The 15,907-nt window shown below is 61.5% G+C and carries 16 protein-coding genes; 5 read left to right on the plus strand and 11 right to left on the minus strand.

The features are described from left to right. Positions 1-92: 92 nt before the first annotated feature. The 7 genes from IYY11_RS19640 to IYY11_RS19670 are packed head-to-tail and all read right to left on the minus strand — an operon-like array spanning position 93 to position 9,064. A complete protein-coding gene (locus tag IYY11_RS19640; protein ID WP_196405431.1) occupies positions 93-608 on the minus strand; it encodes an NADH-quinone oxidoreductase subunit B family protein in 516 nt (171 codons plus the stop codon). Between the two features lie 12 nt (positions 609-620). Further along, complete coding sequence (locus IYY11_RS19645) at positions 621-2,138, minus strand: NADH-quinone oxidoreductase subunit C (protein WP_246720120.1); 1,518 nt, start codon at positions 2,136-2,138, stop codon at positions 621-623. A gap of 17 nt (positions 2,139-2,155) precedes the next feature. After that, positions 2,156-3,604 (minus strand): hydrogenase 4 subunit F, encoded by a 1,449-nt coding sequence (locus IYY11_RS19650; protein ID WP_196405433.1) that lies wholly within the window; start codon positions 3,602-3,604, stop codon positions 2,156-2,158. Further along, positions 3,601-4,263 carry a hydrogenase-4 component E gene (locus IYY11_RS19655; protein WP_196405434.1) on the minus strand — a complete coding sequence of 221 codons (663 nt, stop codon included), beginning with the start codon at positions 4,261-4,263 and terminating at the stop codon, positions 3,601-3,603. The genes IYY11_RS19650 and IYY11_RS19655 overlap by 4 nt, the downstream gene beginning before the upstream one ends. Beyond that, positions 4,263-5,216 carry a respiratory chain complex I subunit 1 family protein gene (locus IYY11_RS19660; RefSeq protein ID WP_196405435.1) on the minus strand — a complete coding sequence of 318 codons (954 nt, stop codon included), beginning with the start codon at positions 5,214-5,216 and terminating at the stop codon, positions 4,263-4,265. Before IYY11_RS19660 ends, IYY11_RS19655 begins: the two co-directional genes overlap by 1 nt. Then, positions 5,213-7,210 (minus strand): hydrogenase 4 subunit B, encoded by a 1,998-nt coding sequence (gene hyfB, locus IYY11_RS19665; protein ID WP_196405436.1) that lies wholly within the window; start codon positions 7,208-7,210, stop codon positions 5,213-5,215. The genes IYY11_RS19660 and hyfB overlap by 4 nt, the downstream gene beginning before the upstream one ends. 60 nt (positions 7,211-7,270) lie before the next feature. After that, positions 7,271-9,064, minus strand: coding sequence for a SulP family inorganic anion transporter (locus tag IYY11_RS19670; protein WP_210331466.1), 1,794 nt, complete (start codon positions 9,062-9,064; stop codon positions 7,271-7,273). Between the two features lie 257 nt (positions 9,065-9,321). On the opposite strand from IYY11_RS19670, the gene IYY11_RS19675 reads away from it, so the two are divergent. Continuing rightward, positions 9,322-10,047: a response regulator gene (locus IYY11_RS19675; protein WP_196405437.1), complete on the plus strand. Its 726-nt coding sequence runs from the start codon at positions 9,322-9,324 to the stop codon at positions 10,045-10,047. Further along, the gene (locus tag IYY11_RS19680; protein WP_196405438.1) at positions 10,044-11,483 is read left to right on the plus strand and encodes an ATP-binding protein; all 1,440 of its coding nucleotides are present in this window, start codon (positions 10,044-10,046) and stop codon (positions 11,481-11,483) included. Before IYY11_RS19675 ends, IYY11_RS19680 begins: the two co-directional genes overlap by 4 nt. A 6-nt stretch (positions 11,484-11,489) precedes the next feature. Here IYY11_RS19680 and IYY11_RS19685 read toward each other — a convergent pair whose 3' ends face one another. Beyond that, positions 11,490-11,906: an Lrp/AsnC family transcriptional regulator gene (locus tag IYY11_RS19685; RefSeq protein WP_196405439.1), complete on the minus strand. Its 417-nt coding sequence runs from the start codon at positions 11,904-11,906 to the stop codon at positions 11,490-11,492. A gap of 133 nt (positions 11,907-12,039) precedes the next feature. Here IYY11_RS19685 and IYY11_RS19690 point away from each other — a divergent pair, with 133 nt between their 5' ends. Beyond that, positions 12,040-13,107 (plus strand): ornithine cyclodeaminase, encoded by a 1,068-nt coding sequence (locus IYY11_RS19690; protein WP_196405440.1) that lies wholly within the window; start codon positions 12,040-12,042, stop codon positions 13,105-13,107. Positions 13,108-13,139: 32 nt separating this feature from the next. Then, entirely contained in the window at positions 13,140-14,060 is a 921-nt protein-coding gene (locus IYY11_RS19695; RefSeq protein ID WP_246720122.1) for a dimethylarginine dimethylaminohydrolase family protein, read from the plus strand. Here the strand turns inward: IYY11_RS19695 and IYY11_RS19700 are convergent. The 3 genes from IYY11_RS19700 to IYY11_RS19710 are packed head-to-tail and all read right to left on the minus strand — an operon-like array spanning position 14,044 to position 15,211. Further along, positions 14,044-14,601: a peroxiredoxin gene (locus tag IYY11_RS19700; RefSeq protein ID WP_196405442.1), complete on the minus strand. Its 558-nt coding sequence runs from the start codon at positions 14,599-14,601 to the stop codon at positions 14,044-14,046. The genes IYY11_RS19695 and IYY11_RS19700 overlap by 17 nt on opposite strands. A 29-nt stretch (positions 14,602-14,630) precedes the next feature. Next, positions 14,631-14,972 carry an antibiotic biosynthesis monooxygenase gene (locus tag IYY11_RS19705; protein ID WP_196401486.1) on the minus strand — a complete coding sequence of 114 codons (342 nt, stop codon included), beginning with the start codon at positions 14,970-14,972 and terminating at the stop codon, positions 14,631-14,633. Next, positions 14,969-15,211 carry a hypothetical protein gene (locus IYY11_RS19710; protein ID WP_123175101.1) on the minus strand — a complete coding sequence of 81 codons (243 nt, stop codon included), beginning with the start codon at positions 15,209-15,211 and terminating at the stop codon, positions 14,969-14,971. The genes IYY11_RS19705 and IYY11_RS19710 overlap by 4 nt, the downstream gene beginning before the upstream one ends. A 400-nt stretch (positions 15,212-15,611) precedes the next feature. Between IYY11_RS19710 and IYY11_RS19715 the strand changes: the two genes are divergently transcribed. After that, positions 15,612-15,896 (plus strand): hypothetical protein, encoded by a 285-nt coding sequence (locus IYY11_RS19715; protein WP_196405893.1) that lies wholly within the window; start codon positions 15,612-15,614, stop codon positions 15,894-15,896. Positions 15,897-15,907 lie beyond the last annotated feature (11 nt).

Raw genomic sequence — 15,907 nt, forward strand, 5'->3', positions numbered from 1 at the left:
TGCGCCCTCAAACATTGCTCGTGCGTTTCGCAAAAATGGCCGCCACCATGTTTCAGGCGGCGGCCATCTTCCATCGGACTCGCTGGCGTCGATCAGCTCATCGTGTCAACGAAAGCGATCAATCCTTTGAGCAGCGTTGTGGGGTCAGGCGGGCAGCCGCGAATATGGAGATCGACAGGGACGACGTTGGCGACGCCGCCAACGCATGCATAGCTCTCGCAATAAACGCCGCCGTCGAAGGCGCAGTCGCCGACGGCGATCACCCATTTTGGATCGGGCGTCGCCGCATAGGTTCGCTCAAGCGCTTCGCGCATGTTTTTCGTCACCGGACCGGTGACGAGCAAGACGTCGGCATGGCGCGGCGACGCGACAAAACGCAGGCCGAACCTTTCGAGATCGTAATAGGCGTTGTTGAGCGCATGTATTTCCAGTTCGCAGCCATTGCAGGACCCCGCGTCGACTTCGCGGATCGACAGGCTGCGTCCCAGTTTCTGGCGCGCCGTTCGGCCGAGCGTGTAGCCAAGTTCCGCGATCGACGTCGGAGTCGGCGTGGGCGCCGGTTCGGTCAGAGCGCGCCGAAGCAGGCCTTGAAGCAAGAATTTCTGCATCGTGCGCGCGTCCTAGAGATCGTGCCCCGAGTAGGAGCAGTTGAAGGATTTGTTGCAGAGCGGGAAGTCGGCGACGATGTTGTCCTTGATCGCCGCTTCGAGCAGCGGCCATTGGAACCAGGACGGATCGCGCAAATGGCAGCGCTGCACCACGCCGTCAGCGCGCATGCGCAGCCAAACGAAGATGTCGCCGCGGAATCCTTCGACGAGCGCCGCGCCTTCCCGCGTCCAGTCTTCCGGCAGCGCCCAGGCAGCGATGATCGGTCCCTCCGGCATTTCGTCGAGAATCTGTCTGAGGAGTTTCAGCGAGGCTTTGATTTCGTCGAAGCGGACCCATACGCGCGCATCGACGTCGCCTTCCTTCGAGGCGCCGATCTCGAAGGTCAGCTGCGGGTAGGGGGCGTAACCGATCGCCTTGCGCGCGTCGAACGTCCGGCCGGAGGCGCGACCGACATAGCCGCCGCACGCATATTGCTTTGCGAGCGCCTCACTGACGTATCCTGTCCCGACGGTCCGATCCTGCAGCGACGTCGTGTCGCCGAAGAGCGCGATCAGGCGCGGAGTCATCAGCTCGATCCATTCGATCAGCGTGAAGAGCGCCGTGACGTTCTCTTGCTCCAAATCGACGACAACGCCTCCCGGCGCGATGCGATCCATCATCAGGCGGTGTCCGAAGCAACTTGCCGCTTCTCTCAAGATGCGTTCGCGGACGATGCCGCATTGCGCATGCATCAATGCGAAGGCCGCGTCGTTGCAGATGGCGCCGATATCGCCGAAATGATTGGCGAGGCGTTCCAGTTCGGCCATCAGCGCGCGCAGATATATCGCGCGCGGCGGAACATGGACGTCGAACGCCGCTTCGACCGCCTGCGAAAAGGCGAGGTTATAGGCGACCGTGCTGTCGCCGGACACGCGCGCCGCGAGACGCGCGGCGCGCTCGATCGAGGCGCCGGCCATCAGTTGATCGACGCCCTTGTGCACAAAGCCAAACCGCTCCTCAAGACGCACGACGGTTTCGCCATTGGCGGAGAAGCGGAAATGGCCCGGCTCGATAATGCCGGCATGCACGGGTCCGACCGGTATCTGGTGGAGCGGTTCGCCTTCGGCGGGAAGGAATGCGTAACTGTCTTTGGTGGAGTCGATCTTTTCGGGGTCGCTGCAGGGATGACGCACGCCCCAACGGCCATGATCGAGCCAGGGCCGCGCGTCGGGCGCATTTTCGGCTCGCAGGCCATAAAGATCGCGGATCGCGCGCTCAAGCCTCAACGCCGGCGGATGCAATCGCCCGACGGATGGAAAGGAGCCCTCGGGACACTCCAAACTGACGATGCGCAGGCGCGGCTGCCGCTCTTCGAGCACCGCCATGTGAACGCTCGAAGGTTCGCCCCACAGGCTGAGGAGCTCGCGCGCGCCCTTCGCAAGACTTTCGGCGAAAGCGAGCCAACCAGCTCTGTCGACGATCTCACGCGGCCAGGGCAGGCACGTCGGCGGCGACGGCTGGGCCTCTATCTGTTTGCTGGCGAAGTTCATCTTTTCATCCTTTGAACTCAACCCAAGAGCCGCGCGACGTTCTGGAACCAGGTCACGACGTGCGAGGGAAGGTAGATTCCCGCCAGCAGCACGAGCGAGAGATGCGCGTAGACAGGCCACATCGAAGCCTTCACCTCGCCTTGGTCGCGGCTCGGCTCGCCGAACGCCATTCCGGTGAGCCGCAACAGCAAGGCGCCAAAAGCCAGCAGCAGGCCGAAAACCAGCGGAATGGCGAGGAGCGGCTGGCGCGCGAAGGTCGAACTCACGACGAGAAATTCGCTCATGAAGATTCCGAGCGGGGGCAGACCGATGATCGCCACGACGCCGACGACGAGAGACCAGCCCAGCGCCGGATGGCTCTGCGTCAGTCCTCTGATGTCGGCGATCTTCTGCGTGCCCTTGGCCTGCGCGATGTGGCCGACCGAGAAGAAGATCGCGGACTTCGTCAGGCTGTGCATCGTCATGTGCAGCAGGCCGGCGAAGTTGGCGAGCGGTCCGCCCATGCCGAAGGCGAAGGCGATGATGCCCATGTGCTCGATGGAGGAGTAGGCGAACAGCCGCTTAATGTCGCCGCGGCGGTAGAGCATGAAGGCCGCCATGATGAGCGATGCAAGGCCGAGCGTGATCATCAGCGGACCCGGCGTAATCGCCGCCGCATTCGCGGTCAGCAGCATCTTGAACCGCAGCACCGCATAGAGCGCGACATTGAGCAGGAGGCCGGACAGGACCGCCGAAATCGGCGTCGGGCCTTCCGCATGCGCGTCCGGGAGCCAGGCGTGCATCGGCGCCAGGCCGACCTTGGTGCCGTAGCCGAGCATCAGGAACACGAAGGCGACGTTGAGCATCCGGGGATTGAACTGCGGCGCCTGCGACATCAGCGTCGTCCAGACCATGGCGTCATAGCCCTGTCCCAGAACCGGCTCGGCCGCCATGTAAATGAGGATCGTGCCAAAGAGCGCCAGGGCGATCCCGACGCTGCCGAGGATGAAATATTTCCAAGCGGCCTCGAGCGCGTGCGGCGTGCGGTACATGCCGACCATCAACACGGTCGTCAGGGTCGCGACTTCGACCGCGACCCACATGAGGCCGATGTTGCTGGCGAGCAGCGCCAGATTCATCGCGCACATCAGCGACTGATACATCGCGTGATAGAAGCGCACGTTCCTCGTGGTCAGCCGGCCAGTTTCCATCTCATGGTCGATATAGCTCGCGCTATAGACGCTCGTGGTGAAGCCGATGAAGGTCGAGAGCACAATAAAGACGATGTTGAGGTCGTCGACAAAGAGATAGCCGCCGCTTTCGGGCTCGACGACGAGAAGCACAAGCGCGAAGAGAAACGTCGCGCCGGAGGCGCAGAGATTGATGATCGCCGAGCGTCGGTAGGCCGGTTCAAGCGCGACCGCAATGGCCGCGGCGGCGGGAATGCCAATAAGCGCGTTCGAGACCAGGAAGAGATCGGAACTCATGAACGTCCTCCGCGCACGCGATCGAGTTCAGAAAGGTCGACGTTGTCGAATCGCTCGCGGATGCGAAACAGGAAGATGCCGATCACGATGAAGGCGATGAGAATGGAAAAGGCGACGCTGATCTCGACGACGAGCGGCATGCCGTTCGCCCCTGCCGCAGCTAAAACCAGACCATTTTCCAGCGACATGAAGCCGATAATCTGGCTCACGGCGTTGCGTCGCGTCACCATCATCAACAGCCCCAGCAGCACGATCGCCAAGGCGAAAGCGATGTCCTCGCGCGACAGCGGATCAGCGGAGGCGGTCGCCGGCAGCATGACGACGAGCGACAGCGCCACAAGAAATATGCCGATGAGCATGGTTATGCCGACGCCGCCAACGACCTCGACGGTGCGGTGGATGCGCAAACGCTTGATGATGCGGCGAAGGCTGAAGGGAATGATCAGCGCCTTGAAGACCGCCGCGATGCAAGCTGTGAAATAGAGGTGCGGCGCGTCCTGGTAATAGGCCTGCCAGGCGACCGACAGCGACAGAATGACGGCGTGGAGCGTGTAGATATTGATGAGCCCTGATATTCTGTCCTGATACAGCAGCATGAAGCTCGTCAGGAGGAGCGCGCCCGCCAGCACATGGGCGATGTCGATCGTCAAAAGCTCCATCAGAGGCTCCGTGTTACGAAAACGAGCAGCGTCGCCAGGAGGCCAAGCATCAGCCCCGCGCCGAGAAAGTCCGGCACGCGAAAGATGCGCATCTTGGCAGTGGACGTCTCGAACAACGCGAGCGCGCCGCCGCCGATCGCCAGCTTCAGGACGTAAGCGCAAAGGCCGATCATCATCGCCTCCGCGCCGGCATCGTGCGACGCGAGCCCAACGGGGAAAAAGACGCAAGCGATGAGCGAGATATAAAGCAGCAGCTTGAGCGCGGAAGCGAGTTCAATGAGCGCGAGATAGCGCCCGGAATATTCGAGAACCATCGCCTCATGCACCATCGTCAACTCAAGATGGGTCGCCGGATTATCGACGGGAATCCGTCCATTTTCTGCGATGGCGACGATGAGGAGCGCGACGAGCGCCATCCCGACCGAGGCGCGCAATTCCATATTCGCGACCATGTAGGCTGCAATTTCCGAGAGCTGCGTCGTTCCGGCGACGAAGGAGACGGTGAAGACGATCATCATCATCGCCGGCTCCGCGAGCGAGCCGAACATCGCCTCGCGACTGGAGCCGATGCCGCCAAAACTCGTTCCAATGTCCATGCCCGCGAGAGCAAGGAAGAAACGGGCGCTGCCGAGCAGGGCGATGATGGCGATGAGATCGGCCGACCAGCTGAACGTCAGTCCGGTGGCGAATGTCGGCACCAGCGATGCGGCGACCCAGATCATCGCAAAGATCAGATAAGGCGCCGAGCGATACAGCCACGACGCGTTGTCCGCGAGGACGACCTCCTTGCGCAGCAGCCGAATGAGGTCGAGCCAGGGCTGAATGATCGGCGGTCCTTTGCGGCGCAAGAGACGCGCCTTCAGCTTTCGAACGAAGCCGATCAGAAGCGGCGCCAGCGCAAGCACTAAAAGCATTTGGAGGCTCTGCGCCAGGAGGTTGAAAAGAAGAGTCATATCGCCACCAGCACCAGGAGGAAGACGAGCGCGGCGAAAACCAGCGCGAGATATTCCTGGATCGTCATAAGACTGAGGACGTTCAGCCGCTCGGCGCAGGACTCGACCGCCCGGGTGAGGGGCGCATAAAGATAATCGAAGATTCGATCCTTGATTTCGACGCTGAGGCGCGCGGCCCGCGTATCGCCGGGCGCCGGCATGTCGAGGCGCTCCCGCACCGAAAAGGCCATAACGCCAAGGGTGCGCCGGATCGGCTGCGCGAAGCTGCTGCCGGTGTATTGGGTCGTGGGGCTGGCTTCGATGTAGCCGCAATCCCACGCCGGCGCGCGCCGCGACCGCGCCGTGCCGAATTTGTGGATGACCCATCTCGCCGAATAGGCGGAGAAAAGAATGAACACGAAGACCAGAAGCCCATTGTAGGAGCTGCGGCTTTCGGCGACGGGCGCGATCGAGAGCCAGGAGAGTTCGGCCTGCGTCGGCATGCGGCCGCCGACAAAATCTTTCGCCACGGGTGAGATCGTGTCGATGAGGAGGCTCGGCAGCAGACCGGCGATGAGGCACAGCGTCAGCAAAACCGCCATAGTGCCGAGCGACCAGCGATCCGGGTCGTGCGCCCTGCGCGCCGCTTCGCTGCGGGGACGCCCCAGAAAAGCGACGCCATAGGCGCGGATGTAACAGCCGGCGCCGAGCGCCGCGCTCAGCGCCAGCGCCACGCCGACCGCCGGAACGAGGAGCTTCACGGTCCATTGCGGCAGCGCCGGGCTCAGCAGGATCGCCTGAAAGACCAGCCATTCCGACACGAAGCCGTTCAGCGGCGGCAGGGCGGCGATGGCGACGCAGCCGCCGAGAAAAAGGAACGCCGTTTTCGGCATGGCGTGAATAAGACCGCCGAGCCGCTCGATGCTTCTTTCGCCGCTCGCATTCAATACCGCGCCGGCGCCAAAGAACAGCAGGCTCTTGAACAGCGAATGATTGAAAACGTGAAAGAGCGCCGCCGTGAAGGCGAGCGCGGCCGGCAGCGCCATGCCATTGGCCTTGAACGCCAAGGCGAGTCCGAGCGCGATGAAAATGACGCCAATGTTTTCGATAGTGCTGTAGGCGAGCAGCTTCTTCAAATCGCTCTGAATCGTCGCGAAGAGAACGCCGATGAGCGCGCTCGCCGCGCCAAAGGTCATCGGCTCGACCGACCACCAGAAGGCCGGCGGCCCGAGCAAATCGAACACGACGCGAATGAAGCCGTAGACGGCGACCTTCGTCATAACGCCGCTCATCAGGGCCGAGACGTGGCTCGGCGCCGCGGGATGGGCGAGCGGCAACCAGATATGCAAGGGCGCGAGTCCGGCTTTGGACCCCATGCCGACTAACGCGAGGGCCAGGACGAGGCCCGACGTCCATCCCGCCTTCGTCGACTCGCGAATCGAGGCGAAGTCGTAGGCGCCGCCGACGCCCCCGAGAACGCCAAACGCCATCAACAGCGCAAAACCGCCGAAGCTCGCCATCAACAGATAGACGAAGCCCGCGCGCCTGTTCTCCTCCTCATGATGGTGCGTCAGCACGAGCGCCCATGACGTGAGCGACATGAACTCCCAAGCGACGAGAAAGGTGAAGGCGTCGTCGGCCAGCACGACGAGGTTCATGCCAGCGAGAAAAGCTGGATAGAACGGCAGCACGCGCATCGGCTCTTTCTCATGCGCGCCATAGCCGATCGCGTAGGCGCTCGCCGCCGCGCCGCCCAGATTGACGACGGCGAGAAAAAAAGCGGTCAGGACGTCGATGCGAAAATGCATGCCGATCCACGGCAGTCCGAGCGGCAAAGCCGTCGAAATGACATGAGCGCCCCTTGGCATGACCGCTGCGAGGAAAATGACGCCGCAGAGGCCGATGCAAAGGCGGTAGACGTTGCGGCTGACGTCATGGTTCCGCCTGTCCAGGATGGCGTAGACGCTGACGGCGAGCAGGGCGCTGACAGAGGTCAGCGCCAGGTAGAGCGGCATACGTATCACCTTCGATTCGACGCGGCGGTCGTCGGTCGCGCCCTGCGTGAACTTTACGGACTAGACGCTGCGCTTGCGCGGGGCGAGGGGGTGCTTTGACGTCGCGACGTGTTGATCCAGTCCGCGAACCTCTGCGTGGCCGCCATTTGCTTCATAGTCCTCGCAGAAGTGATGAAGGTTCTCCATCACCGTATGATCGACGCACCAGGACTCTGAGAGATCAAAGATCACCGCTTTGCCCTTTGGGAGCTTCGCGAGATCGCCCTTGAGCGCGAGGTAATTGGCGAAAAAGGCCGCGCCGCCGATCTTGACCTCGTAGACGCCGGGCTCGCTCTCCACGATGTCGCGACGCAGCTTGAAGACCTGTCCCCAATTGACGCTGCGCCAGAAGTGGAACAGGAACTCGGCGGCGATGCCGATGGCGACGCCGATCAAGAGATCGGTCGCCAGCACGCCGATGATGGTGATCACGAAAACGGTGAGCTGGTCCCAGCCGATCGCCAGCGTCTTCTTGAACTCGAGCGGCGACGCAAGTCGGTAGCCGGTGAACACCAGCAGCGCGGCAAGGGCGGCAAGCGGGATCTCGTGAATGACCCTCGGAAAGAGTGCGACGAAGATCAGCAGGAACAATCCATGGAAGAAATTCGCCCATCCTGTGCGCGCGCCATTATTCACATTGGCGGAGCTGCGGACGATTTCTGCGATCATCGGCAGACCGCCAATCAGGCCGCAGATGATGTTGCCGAAGCCGACCGCCGCGAGGTCGCGGTTGAGATCTGAGGTGCGCTTATAAGGGTCGAGCTTGTCGACCGCCGCCGAGCTGAGCAGGCTCTCCAGGCTGCCGACGAGACAGATGGCGAAGACCTGCTGCCAGAACATGCTGGAGCCGATCAGCGAGAAGTTCGGGAAGGCGAAGCCGGACAGGAAGTTCTGCGGAATCGAGACGAGGAATTTCGGACCGATCGTGAATTCGTGATGCGGCAGGAACGGCGTGTCCGGCAGGAAGAGATAGATATGTTCATCGTCGAGATCGTAATATTGCGCGAGCGCCATGCCGATGATGACGACGACGAGCGGCGCCGGGATCATTTTCAGTCGGCGACTCTTCACCAGCGACCAGGCGATCAGGATCAAAAGCCCAATGCCGCCGATTATGGCGACTTCCGGATTCATGTCGCGAATGCTTGCGGGGATCGCCGCAATCGTCTCAAACAGAGTCTGCGCATCCGGCTTCACGCCGAGCATGACGTGAATCTGCTTGGCCATAATGATGATGCCGATCGCCGCCAACATGCCGTGCACGGCTGAGGACGGAAAAAAGGCGCTCATCTTGCCGGCTTTCATGACGCCCATCAGCATCTGAATGACGCTGGCGCATACAATCGCGGCTAAGGTGTAGTGGTAGCCAGCTTTGGCGTCGCCGTCGCCGAGCGCCTGCACCGAGTCCAGAATGACCACGATGAGGCCCGCCGCCGGACCGGTGATGGTGACGAAGGAGCCATTGATTCGTGACACCAGCAGGCCGCCGACGACGGCGGTGATGATGCCCGCCTGCGGCGGAAAGCCGGAGGCCATCGAAATGCCGAGGCAGAGCGGCAGCGCGATAAGAAAAACCAGAAAGCCGGACAGAATGTCGGCGCGCCAATTTTCGGCCAATCCGGCGAGGCCGGTTTTCGGCGTGAACCGGGTGGGACTCGTCCCTGCGAAATTTGAGCGATTCTCATCCATGGCGGGTCCGCATAGGTCCTTGCCCAGCCATTCGTCTTGCGCCGATGACCCGGCGCGCCGAGAGGCGCTTGCCTCAACCACGTCCGCTTCCAGGTCGCGGGTGACAGCATGAGCCTTGCTTTTCATATGGTGTCCTTGCCATCGCGCTCAGTCGAAACCTTGGCGCACCCCTTAGCGGTCGCAACATAGGACAGGCCAGTGGCCGTCGTGTTTCTCCAGTTTTTCAGACCACGGAGATTGTTTCTGATTCTTTTCTCAAATCGGACGAGATCGGACAGAGCTGCGGAATCGTCGCGGGGCGCAATCGTTTTTGTGATGGAAACACTGTAGAAACACTGCATTATTAGTTTCCGCTCCTCCCAACGAAAGTGATCGCGCGACCAGTGGCATCTCCCATTTCAATTCTGATCGTCGAGGATGACGCCGAAATCGGCGAGTTCATTTCGCTTTATCTCGCGGGTCACGACCTTCAGACGAAGGTCGCCGCAAACGCCCAGGAAATGGACGCGGCGTTCAGCGCCGGCGTCTACGACCTGTTGATCCTGGATCTTAATCTTCCGGGCGAAGACGGATTCTCCATTTGCCGGCGTATGCGCGCCGAGAGACGCATTCCAATAATCATACTGACGGCGCAGTCGGAGGACATCGACAAGATATTGGGGCTGGAGCTCGGGGCCGACGACTACATCGTCAAGCCCTTCAATTCGCGCGAGCTGCTGGCGCGTATCCGCGCCGTTTTGAGGCGAACCGAAACCCCGAACGCGAACGTCGTCGACGGGCGCGCTGTACGGCAAGCGTATCTTTTCTCGGGCTGGCGCGTCGACGTGCTCGCTCGAGAGGTCGTCGCGCCGTGCGGCATAAAGGTGGCCATGACCGGCGCCGAATTCGATCTGTTGCATGCCTTGTGCGAAAATCCCAACCGGGTGTTGACGCGCGAGCAACTGATCAACATGACGCATGGCCCAACGACCGGTCCCTTTGAGCGGAGCATTGACGTGCTGATCAGCCGGCTTCGACAGAAGATCGAAACGGATCCCAAAAAGCCCGCGTTCATCCAGACGGTGCGGTCCGAAGGCTATATCTTTTCCACGCAGGTCACACGCGCATGAACTCAACTCGCGTTCCCTGGCGGTTCCGGCTCAACAAACTGGCCGTGCAGATTACGCTGCTCATTTTCGTGTCGATCGTGGCGTTCCAAACCATCGTCATCGGCATGTTCCATGTGTTCGGCAGGCGGCACATCGTCGACCAAGGAGATTTCATCGCGAGCATAATCCTCGCTCTGGACGTCGCGCCGCTCTCGGAGAGAGCCAATGTCATTTCAGCGCTCTCTCACGCCGTTCCCTACGCCAGTATCGAGATTCAGGAGGCGCGTCCTCCGGCGGCGAATTCTTCGACGGGCGGCGGCGATCTCGCCTTTGACAATGAAATTCGCCACATCGACTCGCTGTTGTGGAACGGTGCAGACGTGTTCAAGGTCGACAATTCAACGCCTGAAGATTACGGCGTCCTCGCTGTCGAATTGCATAGAGGCGGCTACGCGACGGTCTCAATCGCCGAGCATCAAAAATCTCCCGGTTCGATATGGCGATGGCTTTGGCAGCATGCCGATGACGAACCGTTTATCCTGACTCAGGGCGCGCGAACGGCGCTGTCCTTTATCATATTCACGGCGATCTTCGTGTTCTGGGCGCTGAACGCGATCATGGCGCCGCTGCGACGACTGGCAAAATATGCTGAGCAGATTCCAAACGATGTCGATACGAAGTCGCCGCTTCCCGAACGAGGTCCTCACGAGGTGCGCGAATTGACCCGCTCGCTCAATCGTATGCAGGCGCGCATCAGCAAGATGATCGCCGCGCGCGCCCATGTGCTTGCGGCGGTGAGTCATGACTTGCGAACAATTATCACGCGCCTGAAGCTAAAAACGGAGTTCGTGCCAGATCAAAGCCTTCAGCAGCGGATGATGCGCGACGTCGATCTCATGGACGCAATGCTGTTCAAGAATCTGCAGTATTTGCGCGCTGAAGGAGACGACAAGTCCGACTGTTCCCTGGTCGATCTCGACAGCGTTCTGCAAACGGTCGCCGACGAGTTCTGCGACCTCGGGCATCATGTGACCTACCACGGCGGCGGACGCCAAATGATTTTCGGATCGCTCCCCGACATGCAGCGCATTTTTACCAATCTCGTCGAGAACGCGACGCATCACGCGAAGAAAGTGGACGTGCTTCTGACCGATCGGCCGGAAGGACTGATACAGGTCGACGTCATCGACGACGGGCCAGGAATGTCAGCGGAAAGCAAGCAGACCGCATTCGAGCCTTTCGTTCGCGGTCAGCCCGGACGAACCCTTGACGAGCACAGCGGATTTGGATTGGGGCTATCGATCGTGCGCTCGCTCGTCGAGAACCACGGCGGATCCGTGTCGCTGCTCGACCGCGAACCCCACGGACTGATCGCGCGCGTGTTCCTGCCGCGCGCATCGGAGGGGGACGAGAGGCTGGCTCCCAGCGATTCAAAAGCAGCGCAGGCGTTGCACTGAGAAGGCTCAGGCGGGAGCGAGCAGTAGACTCGTCTCGCTTCGAGCGATCCCTTCGATCATCCTCACGCCCGACAGCACCCGATCGAATTCCTCGAGATTGGCGCATTCGATTTCCGCGATGAGGTCGAAAGGCCCGTTGGTGCTGTAAAGCGTGTGGATCTGCGGAAGCCCGCGTAGCGCCTGAGCGACGCGGCGGGAATTCTTGCCGGAGACTTCGACCATCATGATCGCCCGGATGCGATCGGGTGCGGAAGGATTTTTCAGCCGAACCGTAAAGCCCAGGATCACGTCGGACGCGATGAGCTTGTCGAGTCGGTTCTGGACCGTTCCGCGCGAGACGCCGAGCGCCTTGGCGAGCTGGGATAAAGAAGCCCGCGCGTCCGTCCGCAGCAGCGCGATGAGTCGGTGGTCGAGGTCGTCCATGGCCCACGCCTCTGTGGAAACGGTCAATATCTATGGCCGAAATGACAAAACTCCAGCTTTTTTGACAATTTATGGTGATTTTGATTAGCAGCGCCGCGTTCTAGTCTCCCGACATGGGTCGATGGGAGAAGGCATGGTGACGTTTCTCAGCGCGCGAGATATCGCCCGCATTGTTGGAGAAGTGGGCGCGCGACGCTTTTGGTTGCGGCTCGTCGACTATCTGCGTCGGGACTTTATCCGCTGGGACGCGTTCGAGAAGTCGCCGCGTTACGCGAGCCATTCGCCGCGCGGCGTCATTGAATTGATGCCGACGAGCGACGGCGAAGCTTTCGCCTTTAAATTCGTCAACGGTCATCCCGGCAACACGCACTTCAACCTGCAGACCGTCGTCGCCTTCGGCGCGCTCGCCGATGTCGAAACTGGCTATCCGACGCTCATCGCCGACATGACGCTCGCCACCGCCTTCCGGACCGGCGCCACTTCGGCGCTGGCGGCGGCGCATCTCGCCCGGCCCGACAGCAAGACAATGGCGCTGATCGGCCTTGGCGCCCAATCGGAGTTTCAAGCATGCGCCTTTCACGCCGTTCTTGGCGTTGACCGGCTTCGCGTCTTCGATGTCGACCCTGACGCCGTCGAGAAGTTCGAGCGCAACATGGCCGACTTCGGTCTGACGATCATTCGGTGCATCGACGCGCGCAGCGCCGCATCCGGCGCAGACATCATCACGACGATCACGGCGGACAAGAAATGCGCCACGATACTAACGGATGACATGGTTGGGCCTGGAACCCATATCAATGCGGTCGGCGGCGACTGTCCGGGCAAGACCGAGCTTGCGCGCGACCTGCTGCTGCGCGCCGAAATATTCGTCGAATATGCGCCGCAGACGCGCGGCGAGGGCGAAATTCAGCAACTCGGCCCGGAGCATCCGGTGACGGAACTGCGGGAAATTCTACGCGGTCATCAGCCAGGGCGCTCCTCCAAAGACGCGATCACCATCTTCGACAGCGTCGGTTTCGCCATCGAGGATTTTTCGGTGTTGCGCCTGTTGCGCGACCTTGCGCGGGAGACGGGCGTCGGCCGAACGATCGAGCTGATCGCTGAGCCCGCAGACCCGAAAGATCTGTTCTCACTGCTGCATCCGCTCGACGCGGAGCAGGAAGACGTCGCAACTCACGTAAGGACGGGACAGCCCGCATGATCGACGGACGTTCAACGCCAGAGAATTCGTTGATGCGCTTCGACGCTGAAGCCGCTGTGTTGAGCGATGCGCCGCGGAGCGACGCGCGCGAGGCCGCGCCGCCACGGCCTGCGCCTGCGCGTGGTGCGCTGCTGATGTGCGCGCCGGATCATTTCGGCATCGACTACATCATCAACCCGTGGATGGAAAACCAGATCGGGCAAGCAGCGCTGCCGCGCGCGCAGGCGCAATGGGAGAACTTGCGCGGCAAGCTGGCGGCGCATAGCGATATCGCTTTCGTCGCGCCGACGCCGGGCCTGCCGGACATGGTCTTCACCGCCAATGCGGGACTTGCGATCGGCGAGAAGGCTGTCGTGAGCCGATTCCACGCCAAGGAGCGGCGGCCCGAGGAGCGTCTGTTTTGCGAATGGTTCGAAGCGCAGGGTTATTCGATCGCGCCCTGGCCGGAGAATGTTCCGTTCGAGGGCGCCGGCGACGCGCTTCTCGATCACGCGCGGGCCATTGTCTGGTGCGGCTATGGCTGGCGCTCAAGCGAAGAAGCGCCCAAGCATCTTCAAAAGATCTTCGGTCGGCGCGCCGTCGCGCTGAGGCTCATAGACCCGCGCTTCTATCATCTCGACACCTGCTTCTGCCCCTTAAGCGGCGGCTGGCTGATGTATTACCCGGCGGCCTTTGACATCGCGTCGCGGGAAGCGATCCGCGCCATCGCGCCAGCGGAGAAGCGGATCGAAGTCGGCGAGAAGGACGCGCTCGCTTTCGCCTGCAACGCTGTCGAAGTCGCCGGGCGCGTTTTCCTCAACGCCTGTTCCGACGATCTTCGCTCACGCCTGACCGACGCCGGCTTCACGCCCGTCGTGACGCCGCTCTCGGAATTCATGAAAGCGGGCGGCGCCGCGAAATGTCTGACGCTGCAGTTGCCGGGCGCCGCGTCCGCGATCATGCCGCGGGGATAAGCGTTTCTCCGCCGACCGGCCGGCTACAGGGGCAAAGCGCGCCGGTCTGCAAGGCGTCGAGGACGCGCAGCGTGTCGTCCGGCGCGCGGCCGACGTCGAGATTCGTCGCATAGATATGTTGAATGACATTGCCAGGATCGACGACGAAGGTGGCGCGATAGGCGACGCCTGAAGGCGCGCGCACGCCGAGGCCATCGATCAGATCGCCCTTCGAGTCGGCGAACTGCCAGATCGGCAAGCTCTTCAGGTCACGGTGGTCGCGCCGCCAAGCAAGCTTCACGAACTCATTATCGCTCGAGCCGCCGAGAACGACGGCGTCGCGCTCGGCGAAATCCTTCGACAAGCGCGCGAAAGCCGCGATTTCCGTCGGACAAACGAAGGTAAAGTCCTTCGGATAGAAGAAGATGATTTTCCACATGCCTGGAAAGCTCGTCTCGCAGAGCGTTTCGAAGGCTGTCTCGCCGTTTTCTTCGATCTCGTTAAATCCCGGCTTTACGCCGGTCACGACGAAAGGCGGTATGCTGTCCCCAATTCCCAACATGTCTTTCTCCTAGAAAACGCCATCGGCGCTTATTGCGGATTGCTTCTGGAGACCGTCGCGTCGAACTCCTCCAGCCTTGAGGCGCAGCGCGGTCCAGTGTCGCCGCTTGGCGGGCCATAGAGTTCGGCGCGTCGCCAATCGATGAAGCGCTCCTCCGTCTCCCACATGGTCACCGAGAAATAGAGCACGTGCGGACCGCACTCCTTTCCCCTATGGAATTGAAAGCCGATGAGACCGGCAGCTTCCCGCAGGCGGACGCTTGTCTCTCGCCAAGCCGTTTCGAATGTTTCTTCGCAGCCCTTGACGACCTTGAACTGGTTCGAGGCCATGAACATCGCGCGTTCCTTCTTTCCTGTCGCCGAATATTTCATGCCGTCTGCCACGCATGCTGCTGCGCACGACGCGACAGCGCGACGAGCGCGGCGAATTCGTCACATCGCTTGCGCATGCATTCATCAGAACAGGAAAGCGCATAGTGGCTGCGCAGCGCCGCAAGCCCATAGCCGGCAAGCTCGGTTTCATCGATCGACAGCCGCGCCGAGTATTGGTTCATCGCTTCGGCGAGGATCGAATCAATGCGTTTTCTCTCGCGCGCCAGATCGCACATCATTCTCTCCTTGAGGGCACGGAACGTCACGCGAGGGGTTGCGCGCCGGATTTTTTGGTTGAGGGTTCGATGCTGAAAGTCTCAGCGGCGCCGCGTGCATGGTATAAAGATTTAACAGGCGACTTCCTGCGTCAATACAATTGATCCCTCATCGGAAGTCTTGCAGAAATCGCTGTTCGCAGCGTTCTTATTTGCGAAATGTTCCAATTAGAAGGAAGACGAAACAAGTGTTGCGCGTCGTCATCGAGCGCCCCGGCTGTGGCCTTCTCGAGGCCTCGTTCTGGCCTGTGGCTTCACGACAGGGCCATCGTTCTGGCGTAAATCTGGGTTCATTCGGCGATGCGCCGCGAAGGCTTGGCTTCAGCGCCAAAGCGGCGAGAAGAGTGTGAACAAGGGAATGAAAATGCACAGCATCGCCACGCCCCGCCGGGCCAAGAAAGCCCTCGTCCTTGCGACGCTTCTGGCGGCCTCACTGCCGCTTTATGGCTGCTACACGCCCGCGGAACGCGCCCTCGGCGGCGGCGTCATCGGCGGTCTGGGCGGCGCCGGCATCGGCGCGCTTGCCTCGGGCGGACTCGCCGGCCCGACGCTCGCCACGGCGGCGGTCGGCGCAGCGGGCGGCGCGATCATTGGCGCCGCGACGGCGCCGCGCCCATATTACCGCCGTCATCGGCACTACTACTACTGAGACAGGACGGT

The organism is Methylocystis sp. H62 (assembly GCF_015709515.1).
Lineage (GTDB): Bacteria > Pseudomonadota > Alphaproteobacteria > Rhizobiales > Beijerinckiaceae > Methylocystis.